This window comes from Pedobacter sp. R-06, from assembly GCF_049913135.1.
Taxonomy (GTDB): Bacteria; Bacteroidota; Bacteroidia; order Sphingobacteriales; family Sphingobacteriaceae; genus Pedobacter.
On the sequence record NZ_CP183977.1, the window covers coordinates 2,123,892 to 2,139,600 of the forward strand.

The 15,709-nt window shown below is 37.2% G+C and carries 20 protein-coding genes; 10 read left to right on the forward strand and 10 right to left on the reverse strand.

All coding sequences use genetic code 11. The features are described 5' to 3' along the window. The first annotated feature begins 73 nt into the window (after nt 1–73). The 6 genes from ACN9MR_RS08645 (at nt 74) to ACN9MR_RS08670 (ending at nt 3,295) form a co-directional block, all read left to right on the forward strand. Nucleotides 74–799, forward strand: a complete 726-nt coding sequence (locus ACN9MR_RS08645) for a lysophospholipid acyltransferase family protein (RefSeq protein ID WP_426329205.1) — start codon at nt 74–76, stop codon at nt 797–799. Nucleotides 800–801: 2 nt separating this feature from the next. Beyond that, the gene (gene gatC, locus ACN9MR_RS08650) at nt 802–1,092 is read left to right on the forward strand and encodes an Asp-tRNA(Asn)/Glu-tRNA(Gln) amidotransferase subunit GatC (protein WP_029278731.1); all 291 of its coding nucleotides are present in this window, start codon (nt 802–804) and stop codon (nt 1,090–1,092) included. A gap of 173 nt (nt 1,093–1,265) precedes the next feature. Further along, nucleotides 1,266–2,024: an ABC transporter ATP-binding protein gene (locus ACN9MR_RS08655; protein ID WP_057934548.1), complete on the forward strand. Its 759-nt coding sequence runs from the start codon at nt 1,266–1,268 to the stop codon at nt 2,022–2,024. A 67-nt stretch (nt 2,025–2,091) separates the two neighbouring features. Further along, nucleotides 2,092–2,640, forward strand: a complete 549-nt coding sequence (locus ACN9MR_RS08660; protein ID WP_426329206.1) for a cob(I)yrinic acid a,c-diamide adenosyltransferase — start codon at nt 2,092–2,094, stop codon at nt 2,638–2,640. 85 nt (nt 2,641–2,725) lie between these two features. Further along, nucleotides 2,726–2,947: a DUF2795 domain-containing protein gene (locus ACN9MR_RS08665; protein WP_010603503.1), complete on the forward strand. Its 222-nt coding sequence runs from the start codon at nt 2,726–2,728 to the stop codon at nt 2,945–2,947. 189 nt (nt 2,948–3,136) lie between these two features. After that, complete coding sequence (locus tag ACN9MR_RS08670; RefSeq protein WP_109924584.1) at nt 3,137–3,295, forward strand: lmo0937 family membrane protein; 159 nt, start codon at nt 3,137–3,139, stop codon at nt 3,293–3,295. A gap of 101 nt (nt 3,296–3,396) precedes the next feature. Here ACN9MR_RS08670 and ACN9MR_RS08675 read toward each other — a convergent pair whose 3' ends face one another. Together ACN9MR_RS08675 and queA are read right to left on the reverse strand one after the other, a co-directional pair. Next, nucleotides 3,397–4,062, reverse strand: coding sequence for a 2-C-methyl-D-erythritol 4-phosphate cytidylyltransferase (locus ACN9MR_RS08675; protein WP_426329207.1), 666 nt, complete (start codon nt 4,060–4,062; stop codon nt 3,397–3,399). 58 nt (nt 4,063–4,120) lie between these two features. Continuing rightward, nucleotides 4,121–5,170 (reverse strand): tRNA preQ1(34) S-adenosylmethionine ribosyltransferase-isomerase QueA, encoded by a 1,050-nt coding sequence (gene queA / locus ACN9MR_RS08680; RefSeq protein ID WP_108199008.1) that lies wholly within the window; start codon nt 5,168–5,170, stop codon nt 4,121–4,123. Between the two features lie 201 nt (nt 5,171–5,371). Between queA and ACN9MR_RS08685 the strand changes: the two genes are divergently transcribed. Beyond that, nucleotides 5,372–6,616 (forward strand): ABC transporter permease, encoded by a 1,245-nt coding sequence (locus ACN9MR_RS08685; protein ID WP_426329208.1) that lies wholly within the window; start codon nt 5,372–5,374, stop codon nt 6,614–6,616. 419 nt (nt 6,617–7,035) lie between these two features. On the opposite strand, the gene ACN9MR_RS08690 is transcribed toward ACN9MR_RS08685, so the two are convergent. Continuing rightward, nucleotides 7,036–8,232 (reverse strand): pyridoxal phosphate-dependent aminotransferase, encoded by a 1,197-nt coding sequence (locus tag ACN9MR_RS08690; protein WP_426329209.1) that lies wholly within the window; start codon nt 8,230–8,232, stop codon nt 7,036–7,038. A 113-nt stretch (nt 8,233–8,345) separates the two neighbouring features. Between ACN9MR_RS08690 and ACN9MR_RS08695 the strand changes: the two genes are divergently transcribed. The 3 genes from ACN9MR_RS08695 to bioA are packed head-to-tail and all read left to right on the forward strand — an operon-like array spanning nt 8,346 to nt 11,077. Then, nucleotides 8,346–9,332, forward strand: a complete 987-nt coding sequence (locus tag ACN9MR_RS08695; RefSeq protein WP_426329210.1) for a cation diffusion facilitator family transporter — start codon at nt 8,346–8,348, stop codon at nt 9,330–9,332. Further along, a complete protein-coding gene (locus tag ACN9MR_RS08700; RefSeq protein WP_426329211.1) occupies nt 9,319–9,771 on the forward strand; it encodes an NUDIX domain-containing protein in 453 nt (150 codons plus the stop codon). The genes ACN9MR_RS08695 and ACN9MR_RS08700 overlap by 14 nt, the downstream gene beginning before the upstream one ends. Before the next feature lie 4 nt (nt 9,772–9,775). Further along, on the forward strand, nt 9,776–11,077 hold the full coding sequence (gene bioA / locus ACN9MR_RS08705) for an adenosylmethionine--8-amino-7-oxononanoate transaminase (RefSeq protein WP_426329212.1): 1,302 nt from the start codon (nt 9,776–9,778) through the stop codon (nt 11,075–11,077). A gap of 200 nt (nt 11,078–11,277) precedes the next feature. Here bioA and ACN9MR_RS08710 read toward each other — a convergent pair whose 3' ends face one another. The 7 genes from ACN9MR_RS08710 to ACN9MR_RS08740 all read right to left on the reverse strand — a co-directional run bounded on the left by ACN9MR_RS08710 (nt 11,278) and on the right by ACN9MR_RS08740 (nt 15,708). Then, nucleotides 11,278–11,712 (reverse strand): SRPBCC family protein, encoded by a 435-nt coding sequence (locus ACN9MR_RS08710; protein ID WP_426329213.1) that lies wholly within the window; start codon nt 11,710–11,712, stop codon nt 11,278–11,280. Nucleotides 11,713–11,714: 2 nt separating this feature from the next. After that, nucleotides 11,715–12,032 carry an ArsR/SmtB family transcription factor gene (locus ACN9MR_RS08715; protein ID WP_426329215.1) on the reverse strand — a complete coding sequence of 106 codons (318 nt, stop codon included), beginning with the start codon at nt 12,030–12,032 and terminating at the stop codon, nt 11,715–11,717. Between the two features lie 89 nt (nt 12,033–12,121). Beyond that, the gene (locus tag ACN9MR_RS08720; protein WP_426329216.1) at nt 12,122–12,538 is read right to left on the reverse strand and encodes a VOC family protein; all 417 of its coding nucleotides are present in this window, start codon (nt 12,536–12,538) and stop codon (nt 12,122–12,124) included. Nucleotides 12,539–12,779: 241 nt separating this feature from the next. Then, nucleotides 12,780–13,115, reverse strand: coding sequence for an MmcQ/YjbR family DNA-binding protein (locus tag ACN9MR_RS08725; RefSeq protein ID WP_426329217.1), 336 nt, complete (start codon nt 13,113–13,115; stop codon nt 12,780–12,782). Between the two features lie 8 nt (nt 13,116–13,123). Further along, nucleotides 13,124–13,495, reverse strand: coding sequence for a hypothetical protein (locus ACN9MR_RS08730; RefSeq protein ID WP_426329218.1), 372 nt, complete (start codon nt 13,493–13,495; stop codon nt 13,124–13,126). A gap of 85 nt (nt 13,496–13,580) precedes the next feature. Then, entirely contained in the window at nt 13,581–14,954 is a 1,374-nt protein-coding gene (locus ACN9MR_RS08735) for an exonuclease domain-containing protein (protein ID WP_426329219.1), read from the reverse strand. 127 nt (nt 14,955–15,081) lie between these two features. Continuing rightward, nucleotides 15,082–15,708, reverse strand: a complete 627-nt coding sequence (locus ACN9MR_RS08740) for an autotransporter outer membrane beta-barrel domain-containing protein (RefSeq protein WP_426329221.1) — start codon at nt 15,706–15,708, stop codon at nt 15,082–15,084. Nucleotide 15,709: the final 1 nt, after the last annotated feature.

Consider the following 15,709-nt stretch of genomic DNA (forward strand, 5'->3'; position numbering starts at 1 on the left):
TATACAACCATAACCTTAGCCCAATGCAATCAGTTGTTTGAAATATCAAACTATTTTATATTTTTGGTTATCTATGATTTATTTTCTAAGACAAGTACACCGGATATGGTTTCTATTCTGGATACTGTTTTTTTTCGCTCTGTTTTATCCAATATATTACATTACCTCACGTAATGAGAAGTATTACAGTACGCTCAATTTTTTCAGAAAAGCCAACAGTTTTTTGTGCAGTCTGTTTTCTGGTGTTTTTTTTCGTTATCAATATGAAGAAAAGCTAAATCCCAAACAAACTTACATCTATTGTGCAAACCACACTTCTAACCTGGATATCATGATTTTCTGTATCATGGGACATGGAAAATTTCACTTTATGGGAAAGGACGAATTGTTGAATAATCCCGTATTGGGTCTTTTTTTTAAAACCATCGATATTTCAGTAAACCGCGACAGTAAGATTTCGGCTTTTAAAGCATTTAAAAAGGCTGGCGAAAACCTGGAAAAGGGGATGAGCTTGATTATTTTTCCGGAAGGTAAGATAGACGATCATTACCCACCAAAGTTAGGTGAGTTTAAAAATGGTCCGTTCCGTTTGGCTATCGATAAAAATATACCGCTGGTACCTGTGAGTATTACCGATGTTTGGAAAATTAATTGGGATGATGGAGCAAAGTATGGAAGTAAGCCAGGAATTTGCGATATTTACGTCCACAAACCCATAAATACATCAACTTTGGCTGATGTTGATTCGGATGTATTGAAAGAAAAGGTTTACAGATTGATTGATAGTAAGTTAGTATAAATATGAATTTAGACGCAAAGACCATCCATAAAATAGCCGATCTGGCCAGAATTCATATTGATGAAAAACAGGTGGATACACTGATCCCTGAAATGAACAAAATTTTGTCATTCATGGAAAAGTTAAATGAACTGGATACTTCAAATGTGAAACCATTGGTTTACATGAACGAATCGGTAAATGTTTGGAGAGAAGATGTGGTTAAGCAGGAAATAGCTACAGCTGATGGCTTGAAAAATGCAGCAAAACATACCGACCAATTTTTTATGGTGCCAAAAATTATTGAAAAATAATGGTGTAATCTTAATGCTGACCTGTAGTTCAGCGGAAAGCTACGCAGTAACCGAGCCCTAAGCGAGCTCACCGAAGGTAATTTAATCAGCACCTACGAGATTAACATTTGTGCAGTAATTTTTAATCCTCTTGTAACATCTTACCCTTTACGCTTGTCTAAAAAAGAAAAAACATGGAGAAACCACTCATTACTATAAAAGAAATTGGCCGTAAATATGTTATTGGATCTGAAGTGATTCACGCTTTAAAATCAGTTTCTTTAGATATCAATAAAGGCGAATTCGTAGCATTGATGGGGCCATCTGGTTCTGGTAAATCAACCCTGATGAATATTTTAGGTTGTTTAGATACACCTTCTAGCGGAACATATGTTTTAAATGGAACCAATGTGAGCCACATGAGTGATGATGCCTTGGCAGAGGTGCGCAACCAGGAAATCGGTTTCGTTTTTCAAACCTTTAACTTGTTGCCACGTTCAACATCTTTAGATAATGTTGCCTTACCTTTAATTTATGCAGGAACAAGTAAAAAGGACAGGGATGCAAGAGCAGCTAAAGCATTAGAAAACGTAGGCTTAGGCAATCGTATGGATCATAAGCCAAATGAATTATCGGGTGGTCAACGCCAACGTGTGGCCGTAGCCAGGGCTTTGATCAATAATCCATCCATTATTTTGGCCGATGAGCCAACAGGTAACTTAGATACCAAAACATCAATTGAAATAATGGGCCTACTTGAAGAAATCCATAGTAAAGGGAATACCATTATTCTGGTTACACACGAGGAAGATATTGCGCAGCACGCCCACCGTATTGTACGTATGCGTGATGGTTTGATTGAAAACGATTATTTAAATACAGATATAAAAAATGTATCTCCACGTTTGCAGGCTTTGAAAGATACTGGCAGCGATTGGGAGAAAATTAATTAACCCCTAAATCCCCTAAAGGGGACTTTTAGGACTAACCATATTATTCCCCCTTAAGGGGGCAGGGGGTATGAAAATCTACACTAAAACCGGCGATAAGGGCCAAACATCACTCATAGGAGGTACCCGTGTACCTAAATATCATTTACGGATCGAAACCTATGGAACTGTTGACGAGTTAAATTCGTACATAGGTTTAATTATGTGCCAGGATATTGAGGTGCACGACCAGAAACTGCTAAAAGAAATTCAGGATAGGTTATTTACTATTGGCTCATCGCTTGCGGCAGACCCGGAAACTTCTAAAATGAAGATCCCCGATCTACACGATACTGATATTACTTTGTTGGAAAATGAGATGGATCTGATGAACGAAAAGCTGCCTGCTTTAAAACATTTTATTTTACCTGGCGGGAATACTGTAGTTTCTTACTGCCATATTGCTAGATGTGTATGTAGGAGGGCAGAACGACTTACGGTTGAACTTGCAGAAAATAGCTTTGTAGATGAGCGTGTAACAGTTTATTTGAATCGTTTAAGCGATTATTTATTCGTTTTGGCACGAAAACTGACCGTGTATTTTAAGGCGGAAGAAAATATTTGGATTCCGCGGGTTTAATAGTGGAAAAATAAGTTTGTTTTGCTCAAAAATTTTAATATACTTTGCGCAATAATAAGAACAAGAATTTAATTGAATTGACGATATGTATTGGACATTAGAATTAGCATCGCACTTGGAAGACGCACCATGGCCTGCAACTAAAGACGAATTAATTGATTATGGTATCCGCTCTGGTGCCCCAGTAGAAGTAATTGAAAACTTACAGGCATTAGAAGATGATGGCGAACCTTATGAAACCATTGAGGAAATTTGGCCGGATTATCCAACTAAAGAAGATTTCTTCTTTAACGAGGATGAATACTAAACATTAGAAACTATAAAAAACCTTCCAGCTAAACTGGGAGGTTTTTTTTGTCATACATTTTTTGTTTAATATATTATATTTCGATGAGGATTGATGAGCTTGGGGAAATAAAATTTACATTTTTTAAACAAAAGAGAAAAGTTGGGTGTTAATAGAACAATAATATAACATTGCTAAAAAATTAACACTATGGGAAATTTATTGTATTTAGTCGCAGTAGTATTGGTAATACTATGGGTAATAGGATTTGTGTTTCACGGCTTCGGAGACGTAGGCGGTATAATCCACGTTTTATTGGTAATCGCAGTTATTGCAATTCTGCTTAAAGTAATTGGCCGGGCAGCGTAAAAAATATATCGCACCGATATTCATTGGTTTTAGAAGTAAGAGTACTCTGAAATAGATGGATTAAAAAAGGAGCTTCAAAAATGAAGCTCCTTTTTTACATTTTAATTTTTTAACAATAATTCGGCAAGCTCCAGATCGATTGGATAAGTAATTTTAATATTCCCTCTTTCTCCTTCGATAATATTGATCTCATAACCAATTGATTCTACCACACTTGCGTCATCTGTAAACTGAGCATTGAACTCTTGATTGTAAGCTTCTTTAAGAATGCTAAGGTTAAAAGTTTGTGGTGTTTGTACCAAATAGATCTCATCGCGTTTTAATGCCGTCGTTTTATCGTCTCTAAGCAAGCGTACGCTATCGCTTGATTGTACGGCCGCAATAACGTTTCCCTGGAGCTTAGCTTCTTTAAAACAGTTATCTATAAGGGATTTGGAAACGAGAGGACGAACGGCATCGTGAATGGCAACATAACTTTCTTCTTCGATAACACGGATTGCATTTTTCACAGAGTGAAAACGTTCCGTGCCGCCATCGATAACCTGGTGCGGTACATGGAAATTAAATTCCTCACATAGCCGTGTCCAGTATGCTTGTTGATCTGTGTTTAAAACCAATAAGATTTTAGGTTGAGTATCGCTTTGCGCAAAAGCTTTTATGGTATGCATCAAAACCGGAAGGTTTTTAAGCAGTAGAAATTGTTTTGGGGTTTCTGTTTGCATCCGATTGCCAGAACCGCCTGCTACAATTATAGCGTAGTATTTCATAGTTGAGCGTTTAGGGTGTGGCGTTTAGCGTTAAACCGCCAAACGCCAACCGCAAAACTTATATAATTAGCATGGCATCGCCATAGCTGTAAAATTTATATTTTTCTTTTACTGCAACTTCGTAAGCATTCATTACGTTTTCATATCCGCCAAATGCACTTACCATCATCAATAAAGTAGATTCTGGCGTGTGGAAATTGGTAATCATTGAATTTGCAATACTGAAATCATAAGGAGGGAAGATAAACTTACTGGTCCAATCGTTAGCCGCTTTTAATGTTCTGTTAGCAGAAACAGCCGATTCAATAGCACGCATGGAAGTAGTACCTACTGCACAGATTTTTCTTTTTTCCTCTAAAGCTTTGTTTACAATGTTCGCATCTTTTTGCTCAATGATAAACTGCTCAGAATCCATTTTGTGTTTGGTTAAGTCTTCAACCTCAACAGTTCTGAATGTTCCTAAACCAACATGCAAAGTTACTTCTGCAAATTCTATGCCTTTAAGTTCAAGGCGTTTCATCAACTCACGACTGAAGTGTAAACCTGCAGTTGGAGCAGCTACGGCACCTTCGTGCTTAGCAAAAATAGTTTGATAACGTTCTTTATCTTCAGCGGTAGCTTTACGTTTGATGTATTTAGGGAGTGGAGTTTCACCTAAAATTTCAACGTTTTTTCTAAATTCTTCGTCAGTACCTTCAAATAAGAAACGGATGGTACGGCCACGTGATGTGGTGTTATCTACAACCTCAGCAACCAATAAATCGTCGTCGCCAAAGTATAATTTATTACCTACACGGATTTTACGTGCCGGATCTACTAAAACATCCCATAAACGTAATTCCTTGTTTAATTCACGTAGCAAGAAAACCTCGATGGTTGCACCGGTTTTCTCTTTATTGCCATATAAACGGGCAGGGAAAACCTTAGTGTTATTTAATATCATTACGTCTTTGTCATCGAAATAACCTAAAACGTCTTTAAAAATTTTATGTTCAATTTTACCGCTGTCTTTGTGTAAAACCATTAGGCGAGCTTCGTCGCGTTGCTCTGCCGGATTGTTGGCTACTAATGATTCAGGTAAGTTGAATTTGAATTGTGATAATTTCATTCTTGATGAATTTTTTGAGGTGCAAAAATACGAATTTAATTTTTCTTTTTCGTATTTTATCAAACGCAATTTATGTATATTATGTTTTAATCATTTTAAATCAAATAATACAGAGCGATTAATGCATTGTAGACATAAAAAATAATTAGTTTTGAAGATAAGCTGTAACCTTTTGAAAAGCTTTGCATCTAACCTTTAATTATGATAATCTTTAGGCTAATAGGCGAGAGTTTCCGTTTTGCATTTGATGCGTTGCGCCAGAATAAATTACGCACCATGTTATCGCTTTTGGCTATAACAATCGGTATTTTTACCATTATTGCTGTATTCTCTGCAGTAGATACCTTCCGCGGTAAATTGCAGGCCAGTGTAGATAAACTGGGCTCTAACACTATTTATATTCAAAAATGGCCATGGAGTTTTGGCGATAATTACCCTTGGTGGAAATATATGAACCGCCCTCAGCCTTCATTGCGCGATTTTGAGGCCCTTCGCGAAAGAATTGAAAATGCAGAAGGCGTTACATTCGAAATATCGACCAACGATAGGACGATCAAATACAGAAGTAGCTCAGTAGAAGGGATTTCGGTATGGGCTGCATCACACGATTTTAATAAAACCTGGAATTTCGAGCTTCAGGACGGTCGGTATTTTACCGAAAATGAGAGTAAAAATGGCTCACCTGTTTGTATTTTAGGTTCTGATATTGCTGATGGACTTTTTGATGGAGAGGCACCGGTTGGCAAACAAGTACAGATTTTAGGAAGAAGGTTAACAGTAGTTGGGGTTTTCAAAAAAGAAGGTGAAGATATGTTAGGCGTTTCTCTGGATAAAAATGTAAATATTCCAATCACTTTTGCGAAAGGTATTCTAGATATTCAAAGTGAGCGATACGGTCCTCAGATTACTGTCCGTGGTAAAGATAATGTGAGCCTGGAAGAGGTAGAAAGCGAATTAAAAGGTTTAATGCGCTCTATCCACAGGATCAGACCTGGCCAGGAGGAAGATTTTGCACTAAATAAAACCACCATTATTTCTAACCAGTTAGATTCGATGTTTAAAATGGTAAATATTGCCGGTTGGGTAATTGGTGGGTTTTCGATCCTGGTGGGTGGTTTCAGTATTGCCAATATCATGTTCGTATCGGTTAAGGAACGTACCAATATTATAGGGATCCAAAAATCATTGGGTGCAAAAAACTATTTTATCCTGCTTCAATTTATATTCGAATCGATTTCGCTTTGTATTTTAGGCGGTTTGCTGGGTTTATTACTGGTCTTTCTGCTCGCCTTGGGCATTGGTGCAGCTACAGACTTCCACATTATACTTGGCTTGAATAATATAGCCTTAGGTATCGGTATATCGATTATCATCGGTACTATCTCTGGTTTTTGGCCAGCGTATTCAGCATCAAGATTGGATCCGGTAGAGGCGATTAGGAGCTAGTTTCCAGTTAACGGTTAACAGTTTTCAGTTTGCAAATTCAGCGTTTGTGGTTTCTATTGCTGAACCACTACTGGTAAACCTTATTGAAGTGGAAAGCCCGCAAGCCCGATCCTTTATCGGGCGAGGACTTGTAACGGAAAGAAGGACTGGATTCTCCGATGAAATACTGACTTTCATTTTCCAAACACCATATCGTCATTCGAGCGGAGTGCAACGTAGTCGAGAACCCGAAGGCTCAGCGAAGCTAAATCTGTTGCAATAGATCTCTCTCCCGAAAATTCGGGACTGAGCTTCAGTCGAGATGACGAACCTTTTTTTCTTGAGATAACGGTGATATAAATATAAAACCCCATGTTAACTTAATTAACATGGGGTTTTATGATGATGTTGCTAACTGCAAACGGTTAACTGAGAGTTGATTAAGCTAATTTACCTAAAGCCTCTTTAATTCTTCTTAAGGCTTCAACCAAACTCTCGTCTGATGCTGCATAAGATAAACGGATGTAGTTGTTGTTGCCAAACGAATCGCCACCAACGGTTGCTACATGACCAACGTTTAATAAATATAAAGCCAGGTCTGATGAATCTTTAATTACATTTCCATCAGCATCTTTTTTACCAAAAAAAGAACTGATTTCCGGGAAAAAGTAAAATGCCCCATCAGGAAGATTTGTTTTAACACCAGGGATTTCGTTTAATAAATTGTAAACCAATTCTCTACGGCGTAAAAATGCCTCTTTCATTTCTAAAACACTGGCTAAACCCTGCTTGTAAGCTACAATACCGGCTCTTTGTGCAATAGAACACGTTCCAGAAGTAGTTTGCCCTTGTAATTTATCGTTAGCTGCTGCGATTTCTTTATTAGCGGCAATATAACCTAATCTCCAGCCCGTCATGGCGAAAGCCTTAGAGAAACCATTAACAATGATTACACGGTCTTTAATGCTATCGAATTGAGCAATAGATTCATGTTTATCAACAAAGTTAATGTGCTCATAAATCTCATCAGATAAGATGTAGATATTAGGATGTTTTTCAAAAACGGCAACCAGCGCTGCTAATTCTTCTTTGCTGTAAACCGAACCTGTTGGGTTACATGGCGAAGAGAACATAAATAATTTCGATTTTGGCGTAATAGCTGCTTCTAATTGAGCAGGCGTGATTTTGAAATCACTTTCAATGTCGGTATCGATAAAAACAGATTTTCCTTCTGCCAGGGTTACCATTTCTGAATAAGAAACCCAGTAAGGAGTTGGGATGATTACCTCATCATCAGGATCAATCAAAGTTAAAATAACATTCGATAAAGATTGTTTTGCACCCGTTGAAACCACGATCTGAGAAATATCATAATCAAGATTGTTTTCTGTTTTTAGCTTGTTTACGATCGCCTGGCGCAGGTCAGGGTAGCCTGGTACTGGCGAATAGCGTGTATAATTTTCGTCTAATGCCTTTTTAGCAGCATTTTTTACGTGATCGGGTGTATTGAAATCGGGTTCACCAACGCTTAAACTAATAATGTTAACGCCCTTAGATGCTAATTCGCGGCCAAGTTTGGTCATTTTAAGGGTTGCAGATTCAGATAGACTGTTGATTCTTTTGGATAAGGTGCTCATGGTTAATTACTTTGAGCGCAAATATATAAACCAAATATTATTCTGCACTAAAAAAGACATAGTTTTTCTCATTTAATTTATTCTATAAGCGTATTTTTGAAAAAAATATCCTTGTGTCGGTAAAAAAGAAAGCAATAATAATTTCTCTGGTGGTGAGTGTGGTGCTGATGTTGGCCAAGTTTGTCGCGTATTTTATTACAGGTTCAAATGCGATTTTAACTGATGCAGCAGAGAGTATTGTAAACGTAATAGCAGGGAGTTTTGCCTTTTACAGCATTTACCTGAGCACGCAACCCCGCGATGAAAACCATCCTTATGGACATGGAAAAGTTGAGTTTTTCTCGGCCTTTGTCGAGGGGATATTGATTTTGATTGCAGGGGTGGTTATTATTTTTAAATCATCGTACAACCTTATTTATCCTCATTTGGTGGGGGAACTATTAACAGGAACGCTGATTATTGGTATTACGGGCTTGATTAATCTGATTGTGGGCCTATACCTCATAAATGTAGGTAAAGATGAGCATTCGGTTACATTGCAAGCTGATGGTAAACATTTATTAACTGATACTTATACCAGCGGAGCAATTGTTGTTGGTTTAATATTAATTCAGCTAACAAATATTATTTGGTTGGATAGTTTACTCTCCTTTTTAGTAGGCTTTTACATTGTTTATTCTGGTTATAAACTTACCCGTGGTTCGGTGGGTGGATTAATGGATGAAAGTGATTTTACACTTGTTGAAGAAGTAGTAGATGTTTTACAAAAGAACAGGCATAACCCATGGATTGATGTGCACAATCTGCGTACCCAGCAATACGGCCCTGAATTTCATATCGATTGCCATGTAACGTTGCCTTATTATTTTGACTTAAATAAAGTTCACCGCGAAATTTCGCAGATTGATGAACTGATCAATAAAAACGGCGTTCGTAAAGCTGAACTCTTTATTCATGCAGATCCATGTTTGCCTGAGTGCTGCCATTATTGCCATATGAGTGAATGTCCGGTGAGGGCAGAGGCCTTTAAAAAGGAAATTGTATGGACGCCAGAAATAGTAATCAAAAATAAAAAGCATTTCGAAAATGAGCTACTTTAATGTTAGGGTTTATGGATTGTTAATTAACCCGAATAATGAGGTTTTGATAAGTGATGAGGAAGAATATGGCTTTCGTTTCAGTAAGTTTCCGGGTGGCGGTTTAGAACTTGGCGAAGGCTTAATCGATGGATTAAAACGTGAGTTTATGGAAGAGTGTGATGCTGAAATTGAAGTATTATCTCATTTTTATACCACAGATTTTTTTGAAAAATCTTCATTTAACGATAGTCAGGTCATTAGCGTGTATTATATCGTTAAAGAAAAAGCTCCTTTACAGCTGGCCTTTAAAGATGTTATTTATGATTTCGATGGAGAAGGTGAAATTCTTCAGGCTTTCAGGTGGGTGAAAATTGAAGATTTAAATATAGATGATATCACCTTTAAAACAGATAAAACCGTAGGCCAGCTTTTAAAAAAACAATATTCAGTTAAATTATAATCAGATGTCCGATTCGTCTCAACTCCATACTCCAGATTCCCAACTTAATTTAACTGAACGCGATCAAAAGGTAATCTGGCATCCCTATACCCAAATGAAAAATGCGCTTCCTCATATCCCAATTGTTAGGGGAGAAGGGGTGTACGTTTTTGATGAGGATGGAAAAAGGTATATTGATGCAGTTTCATCCTGGTGGGTGAATATTCATGGCCATTCACACCCTTATATTGCACAAAAAGTAGCTGAACAGCTCAATATGCTTGAGCACGTGATTTTTGCAGGTTTTACGCACGAGCCCGCTGTGCTGCTTGCAGAAAGGCTTTTACCCATATTGCCTGGCAAACAAGATAAAGTTTTTTATACCGATAACGGATCAACGGCAGTAGAGGTAGCCTTAAAAATGTGCCTGCAGTACTGGGATAATAAGGGTGCACCAAAAACGAAGATTTTAGCCTTTAAAAATGCCTATCATGGCGATACTTTTGGCGCCATGTCTGTTAGCGGCCGCAGTATTTTTACGGACGCTTTTAACAGTCTATTATTCGATGTCGAGTTTATAGATCTTCCAAATGAGGACAACATCTCAGATCTTATATCTCATATCTCAAATCTTAAGGATACCGCTTGTTTTATCTTCGAACCACTCATTCTAGGATCGGGTGGAATGTTGATGTACGAAGCTAAATATTTGGATCAACTTTTATCTGCCTGTAAAGAAGCGGCAATTTTAATCATTGCTGATGAAGTGATGACAGGTTTCGGTAGGACAGGAACTTACTTCGCTTGTGAGAAATTAACTAATAAGCCTGATATTATCTGTTTAAGTAAAGGTTTAACAGGTGGAACAATGCCATTAGGAGTAACCACCTGTACGAACGAGATTTTTGAAGCATTTTTGAGTGATGATAAATTAAAAACACTTTACCACGGACATTCTTTTACAGCGAACCCGATTGCTTGTGTAGCATCTTTAGCGAGTTTAGATATTCTGTTAAAAAGTGAAACACTTCAGAATATTAAGCGGGTGGAGGCCAAACATGCTGTTTTTCTTGAAGAAATTAAAACGCACCCTAAAGTTAAAGCCATTAGGCAAACCGGAACAATTATAGCAGTAGAGTGGGAGACTGGGAATGAAACCTCTTATTTAAGTAATCTCCGTAATTTATTGTATGCGTACTTTTTAGATAAGGGAATCATATTAAGGCCATTGGGCAATATTATCTACATCCTCCCACCGTATGTAATCAGCGATGAAGATCTCGATTATATCTATGCAGCCATAAAATCGGCTTTAGAAGAAATATAGGTGTCTTTTAAGGTCGTAGTGAATGCCACCACCGGTATATAGCTTAGTTTAAGGTAATTGTCAGTCTGAGCTGAGTCGAAGATCTTATCTGTGGTGTAAGGTGGTAACATCTTACACTTCATCAAATCTTTTAGATATATGCTAAGTCAGGTGGTAACACCTGACTTTACTATAAATTCAGAATGACGAAACGGTTGAAATTAAGCTTCTTGTTCAAGATAATTCTTAAGTGCATCATTAACAAAATAAGTCCAGCCGCCATTGAAACTTGTTTTGGCAAAGTCGGGTCCGTTCTCAGCAAAGCTTTCTATGCCGCTATGTGTTAATTTCAGCCTTGTTTGCTCACCCTGCTCAAATAACTCCCAGCTTACCACCGAATTGCCTGGATAACCGTCATATCGCCAAGTGTAGGCTAGTCTCCTGCCCTCAACAATTTCTGTTATTTCGCAGAGATGTAAATATTGAGGCCCGTCATCAGGTCCGCCAGAAAACTCAAACTTAAAGCCTACTTCGGGTTTAAAGGTATCTAATTGAAAATACCACTGTTTAATTTCATTGTTATCGGTTAAAGCTTTCCAAACTTTTTCGATAGGGGCGTTATACACCCGTTCAACAATAACTGGTTCGTTTTTCATCTTTATTTTGATTTAGTGTCTTTTGATAAGTGTATTTCTAAAGCGTCTAATTTGCTTGTCCAAAAAGTACGGTATTGTTCTACCCATTTAGATACTTCTGCTAGTTTTTGAAATTGTATGTTACAGTAGCGGTCACGGCCCTGTTGGGTAATTTCTACTAAACCGCATTCTGTTAAAACTTTAATGTGCTGTGAAATGGCAGGTCGGCTCATGTCGAAATTTTCGGCAATTGCATTTAGATTTAAGGTGTTATGTGCAATCAGATTAATGATTTCTCTTCGGGTAGGATCGGCAATGGCCTGAAATACATCTCTTCTCATAAAATTAATTGCGTAAGTAATTACTTACAAATATAAATGTAAGTGATCGCTTACGCAAATTTAGTTTAATTTTTTTGCATGAATAAAAATTACCCCAATGGCATTTTACTCATATCCATATAAAGAATACTCCATCTTTGGCCATCCAGGTCAACAAAGCCACAGCCATACATCCAGCCATCTTTGTAGCCAGGTTCGCCATAGAGTGTACCACCGGCAGCTACCGCTTTTTCCGCCAGATTATCTACTTCTTCCCGACTTTCTGCGTCAAAAGAGAATAATACTTCGCCGCCATGGCGTTTATCGGCAATACTGGTTCCTGCAAAACCTTCGTACAACGCTTCTTCAAAAAGCATAATCGCTAAATTACTTTCTCCTACTAAAAAGCACGCCGAATCTTCGCGAGCGCCATACTGGAGGTTAAGCGTAAAACCGAGTTGCGTGAAGAATGCTTTAGACTTGTTAATGTCTTTTACCGGAAGGTTTATCCAAAGTGATTTTATCATAACGTTTTATATTTTGTTGCAAGTAAAGATAGGTAAGCAGCTATAGCGTTGCCCTTGCTAAAAAAGAAAATTAACAGGGCTGTTTGAGACAATTTATTTTATGGTAAGTTTTTACTATTTTGGCCATTAAAGCATAATAAGGTTATCAGCTTGTATGTTCTTGTGATTCTGATATGGTCAACCTGTTAATTGTTGCCATTTAAGACATTTTAGCTCATCAAGCACTTTAGGAATGATACACTTAATATTTATATTTTTCGGAAAGCTTTTTAGGCGCTACGTTGCAATAAGAAAGTGTAAGTGCATCGATAAGCATATCATCTGTTAATTCCGCTAGGTCAAAAATTGTCCATCCTTGTTTGCCCCAGGCCCCAGTAGCCGGCCATATCCTGTTCCGATCAAAATCGCAGAAAACAGATTGATCAATTTCCGATAATTTAAATGTTGCCTGCTTTTTTTGAAGATTTAGTGTAGCAAAGATCTTTTTATTTACCCGGAAAGAAATTTTTTCGAAATGAGGTAATTCAATAACTTCATCAAAAGATAGGCAATGTGTGGTAAAGGTTAAGTTATCCATAAGGCTTTTTACTTTGTAAAGGAGGCTTGATGACTGTTGAGGATCTGCTCTGGTAATCGGTCGTTTATTGATAAGGTTAATATTTTGGCCGGTTTTTGATCCTTATCGATAAAATATAGTGTATTGGCATTTAGTTTAAAAGGTAGCTCATCAGGCATATCGAAATGATATTGTGCCTTGAATTTTTTATCTGCATTATAGAATATAAGTCTACTATTGCCATGATATATAATTGCAGCCTTTACTCGGCTAAATTCTTTAACTACATAAAATAGATTCTTTTGGTTTTTATCTGTTATTTTTCCTAAATACGTAGATCTGGTATCACCATGTTCCGTTTTTTGATATATTTCCTTCCCAATATTCTTTTCTATAAACATTATATTTTGTGCAAAACACAAAGTGGATGAAAGTAATAATAGCAGGATTATTGCAGAATAGCTTAATCGCATTGAATTAAATTTTCTACAATTTATACAATTTCTGCGGATGTTGTTCTGCGTAATTTAAAATTAAATTCAGGATATAACTATTAGATTGATAGATAGATAAATCCTTTTTAATGGGAGCCAGGCCATCTGATAAGTAATTTTTATCTGTAAAATAACCCATTCCATAAAATTTTCCGTTTTCAACAATCAGGCAGCTAAATTCTTCTTCTTTTCTGCCTTCATCTACCAATGCAAAACTTGGTTGTTGGTTTCGAATGTCGCTTAACGCCGCATTTAATTTTTTGTTGTAAACGGAAACCGTTTCTATTCCACTGCATGCACCAAAACACTGCCCATTTTCATGCGCATAACACTTAGTTGCCGTTTTTTGCAGGTAACAGAGCTTTGCACAAAGCTGGTACTTATCAACCAGTTGATTTAAGAAATTATAACCTTCCAACAGACTATTGAAACTCTGGAAGGCGTTATTGTTTTTTTTATGTTTATCTATCGCTAAACGCAAATAGCCGTTTTGATCTTCGAAAACATATAAATCATATTTATGCTCATAACGTTTCATTGCCCGGTTGTTTTCAGGCCAAAGGCGTTTAATCTCATTGGCTTCTAAAATTAGGGCCATCAGTTCGGTGCCGCAAATTACATGGTCTACATGATGAATCGTGCGTAAAAAATCCTGCCGTTGCCGGTTAGGTGTATTACCTGTAAAGTGACTTGTTACGCGTTTCTTAAGGTCTTTTGCTTTTCCAACATAAATAATTTTCCCCTTACTATCTTTAAAATAATATACACCAGGTTGATGAGGTAGCCTCAGAATAGAAGCTTTATCTAAGTGCGGCGGTAAAACCTGTTCTTTCGATGTTTTCTTCAGCATTTCTACTATTATGCCCTGCTGATCATATTCTAACAATAAATTGAATAGGATGCTGGTTGCATCTGCATCTCCGGCTGCCCGATGGCGATTTTGGATCGGTATCTGCAAGGCTGTACAAAGTTTTCCTAAACTATAAGATGATTTGCCGGGAATTAGTTTTCTACTCAACCTTACCGTACAAAGTTTTTTGCATTGTAAATCATATCCTGCAGCTGCCAAATGATGCTTCAAAAAGGAATAATCGAAGTTTACATTATGCGCCACAAAAATCTTATCGTTTAATAATTGATAAATCTGCAAAGCAACATCATCAAAAGTTGGGGCATCCAACAACATGTTATCATCAATACCTGTAAGCGCAGTAATGTAAACGGGTATAGGCTGCTTCGGATTAATTAGGGTAGTGTAAGATTCAACTATTTCATTGCCATCATGGATGTTAATGGCAACCTCGGTAATACCATTTGCTGAGGCATGACCGCCAGTGGTTTCGATATCTACAACTGCGTATAACATTAAATTAATTTGAAATACAAATCTATGCTAAAATAATTAGTATGAAAATAATTTTGATTATTTCTTTAGCATAAAAAAAGCGGTTACGTATTTAACGTAACCGCTCTGGTATTTTGTATGTAAATGTTTAAAGTTTACTTAATAGTTTACTCAAATTAGGCTTAATGCCTATAGAAATCGGTACAGTGTTAAAAGCTCTGTTCTGGATTTTACTAAAGCCATACATGTAACTGGCCTCTACAAATAAGTTAGCGCCGCCAATATTATATTCAATACCGGCTCCACCTTCGGCAATACCCAAACCATTTGATTTATTATCTTGGGTAACCTGCAGGGTAGTAGTATTAACACTAGCTTGAGGTGTAAGAATAAAACCTCCGCCTGCACCGGCAAAACCATAAAAAGCCCATTTGTTTACAATTTTACGATACCCTAAAGCAACATTTAACAAGTAGGTGGTTGCACGGCCTTTTTGTAAGGTGTAGGTATAACCCGCGTCTGGCGTTATCTGGTTAAAAGTAAAAGCATGTAAACTTGCCTTGGGGAACAAGAACAAACCACCGTCGCCCAAACCCAGGTTTAAACCTAATGATGTTGAAAATTTCGGCTTAAAATAATCCGAAGTTTCGCCCATTGGGAATGCAAAGCCAATTCCACTCATTGAATAGAGTTTATCTGGTCTGCTTTGTGCTTTTACTTTGACGGATACTGTTGCACATAACAACAGAAGAGATAATAGTAATTTTAATTTCATA

Coding starts and splice junctions, on each gene's coding strand:
- ACN9MR_RS08645 (WP_426329205.1), top strand. CDS start 74: ATGATTTATTTTCTAAGACAAGTACACCGGATATGGTTTCTATTCTGG.
- gatC (WP_029278731.1), top strand. CDS start 802: ATGAATTTAGACGCAAAGACCATCCATAAAATAGCCGATCTGGCCAGA.
- ACN9MR_RS08655 (WP_057934548.1), top strand. CDS start 1,266: ATGGAGAAACCACTCATTACTATAAAAGAAATTGGCCGTAAATATGTT.
- ACN9MR_RS08660 (WP_426329206.1), top strand. CDS start 2,092: ATGAAAATCTACACTAAAACCGGCGATAAGGGCCAAACATCACTCATA.
- ACN9MR_RS08665 (WP_010603503.1), top strand. CDS start 2,726: ATGTATTGGACATTAGAATTAGCATCGCACTTGGAAGACGCACCATGG.
- ACN9MR_RS08670 (WP_109924584.1), top strand. CDS start 3,137: ATGGGAAATTTATTGTATTTAGTCGCAGTAGTATTGGTAATACTATGG.
- ACN9MR_RS08675 (WP_426329207.1), bottom strand. CDS start 4,062: ATGAAATACTACGCTATAATTGTAGCAGGCGGTTCTGGCAATCGGATG.
- queA (WP_108199008.1), bottom strand. CDS start 5,170: ATGAAATTATCACAATTCAAATTCAACTTACCTGAATCATTAGTAGCC.
- ACN9MR_RS08685 (WP_426329208.1), top strand. CDS start 5,372: ATGATAATCTTTAGGCTAATAGGCGAGAGTTTCCGTTTTGCATTTGAT.
- ACN9MR_RS08690 (WP_426329209.1), bottom strand. CDS start 8,232: ATGAGCACCTTATCCAAAAGAATCAACAGTCTATCTGAATCTGCAACC.
- ACN9MR_RS08700 (WP_426329211.1), top strand. CDS start 9,319: ATGAGCTACTTTAATGTTAGGGTTTATGGATTGTTAATTAACCCGAAT.
- bioA (WP_426329212.1), top strand. CDS start 9,776: ATGTCCGATTCGTCTCAACTCCATACTCCAGATTCCCAACTTAATTTA.
- ACN9MR_RS08710 (WP_426329213.1), bottom strand. CDS start 11,712: ATGAAAAACGAACCAGTTATTGTTGAACGGGTGTATAACGCCCCTATC.
- ACN9MR_RS08715 (WP_426329215.1), bottom strand. CDS start 12,032: ATGAGAAGAGATGTATTTCAGGCCATTGCCGATCCTACCCGAAGAGAA.
- ACN9MR_RS08720 (WP_426329216.1), bottom strand. CDS start 12,538: ATGATAAAATCACTTTGGATAAACCTTCCGGTAAAAGACATTAACAAG.
- ACN9MR_RS08725 (WP_426329217.1), bottom strand. CDS start 13,115: ATGGATAACTTAACCTTTACCACACATTGCCTATCTTTTGATGAAGTT.
- ACN9MR_RS08730 (WP_426329218.1), bottom strand. CDS start 13,495: ATGTTTATAGAAAAGAATATTGGGAAGGAAATATATCAAAAAACGGAA.
- ACN9MR_RS08735 (WP_426329219.1), bottom strand. CDS start 14,954: ATGTTATACGCAGTTGTAGATATCGAAACCACTGGCGGTCATGCCTCA.
- ACN9MR_RS08740 (WP_426329221.1), bottom strand. CDS start 15,708: ATGAAATTAAAATTACTATTATCTCTTCTGTTGTTATGTGCAACAGTA.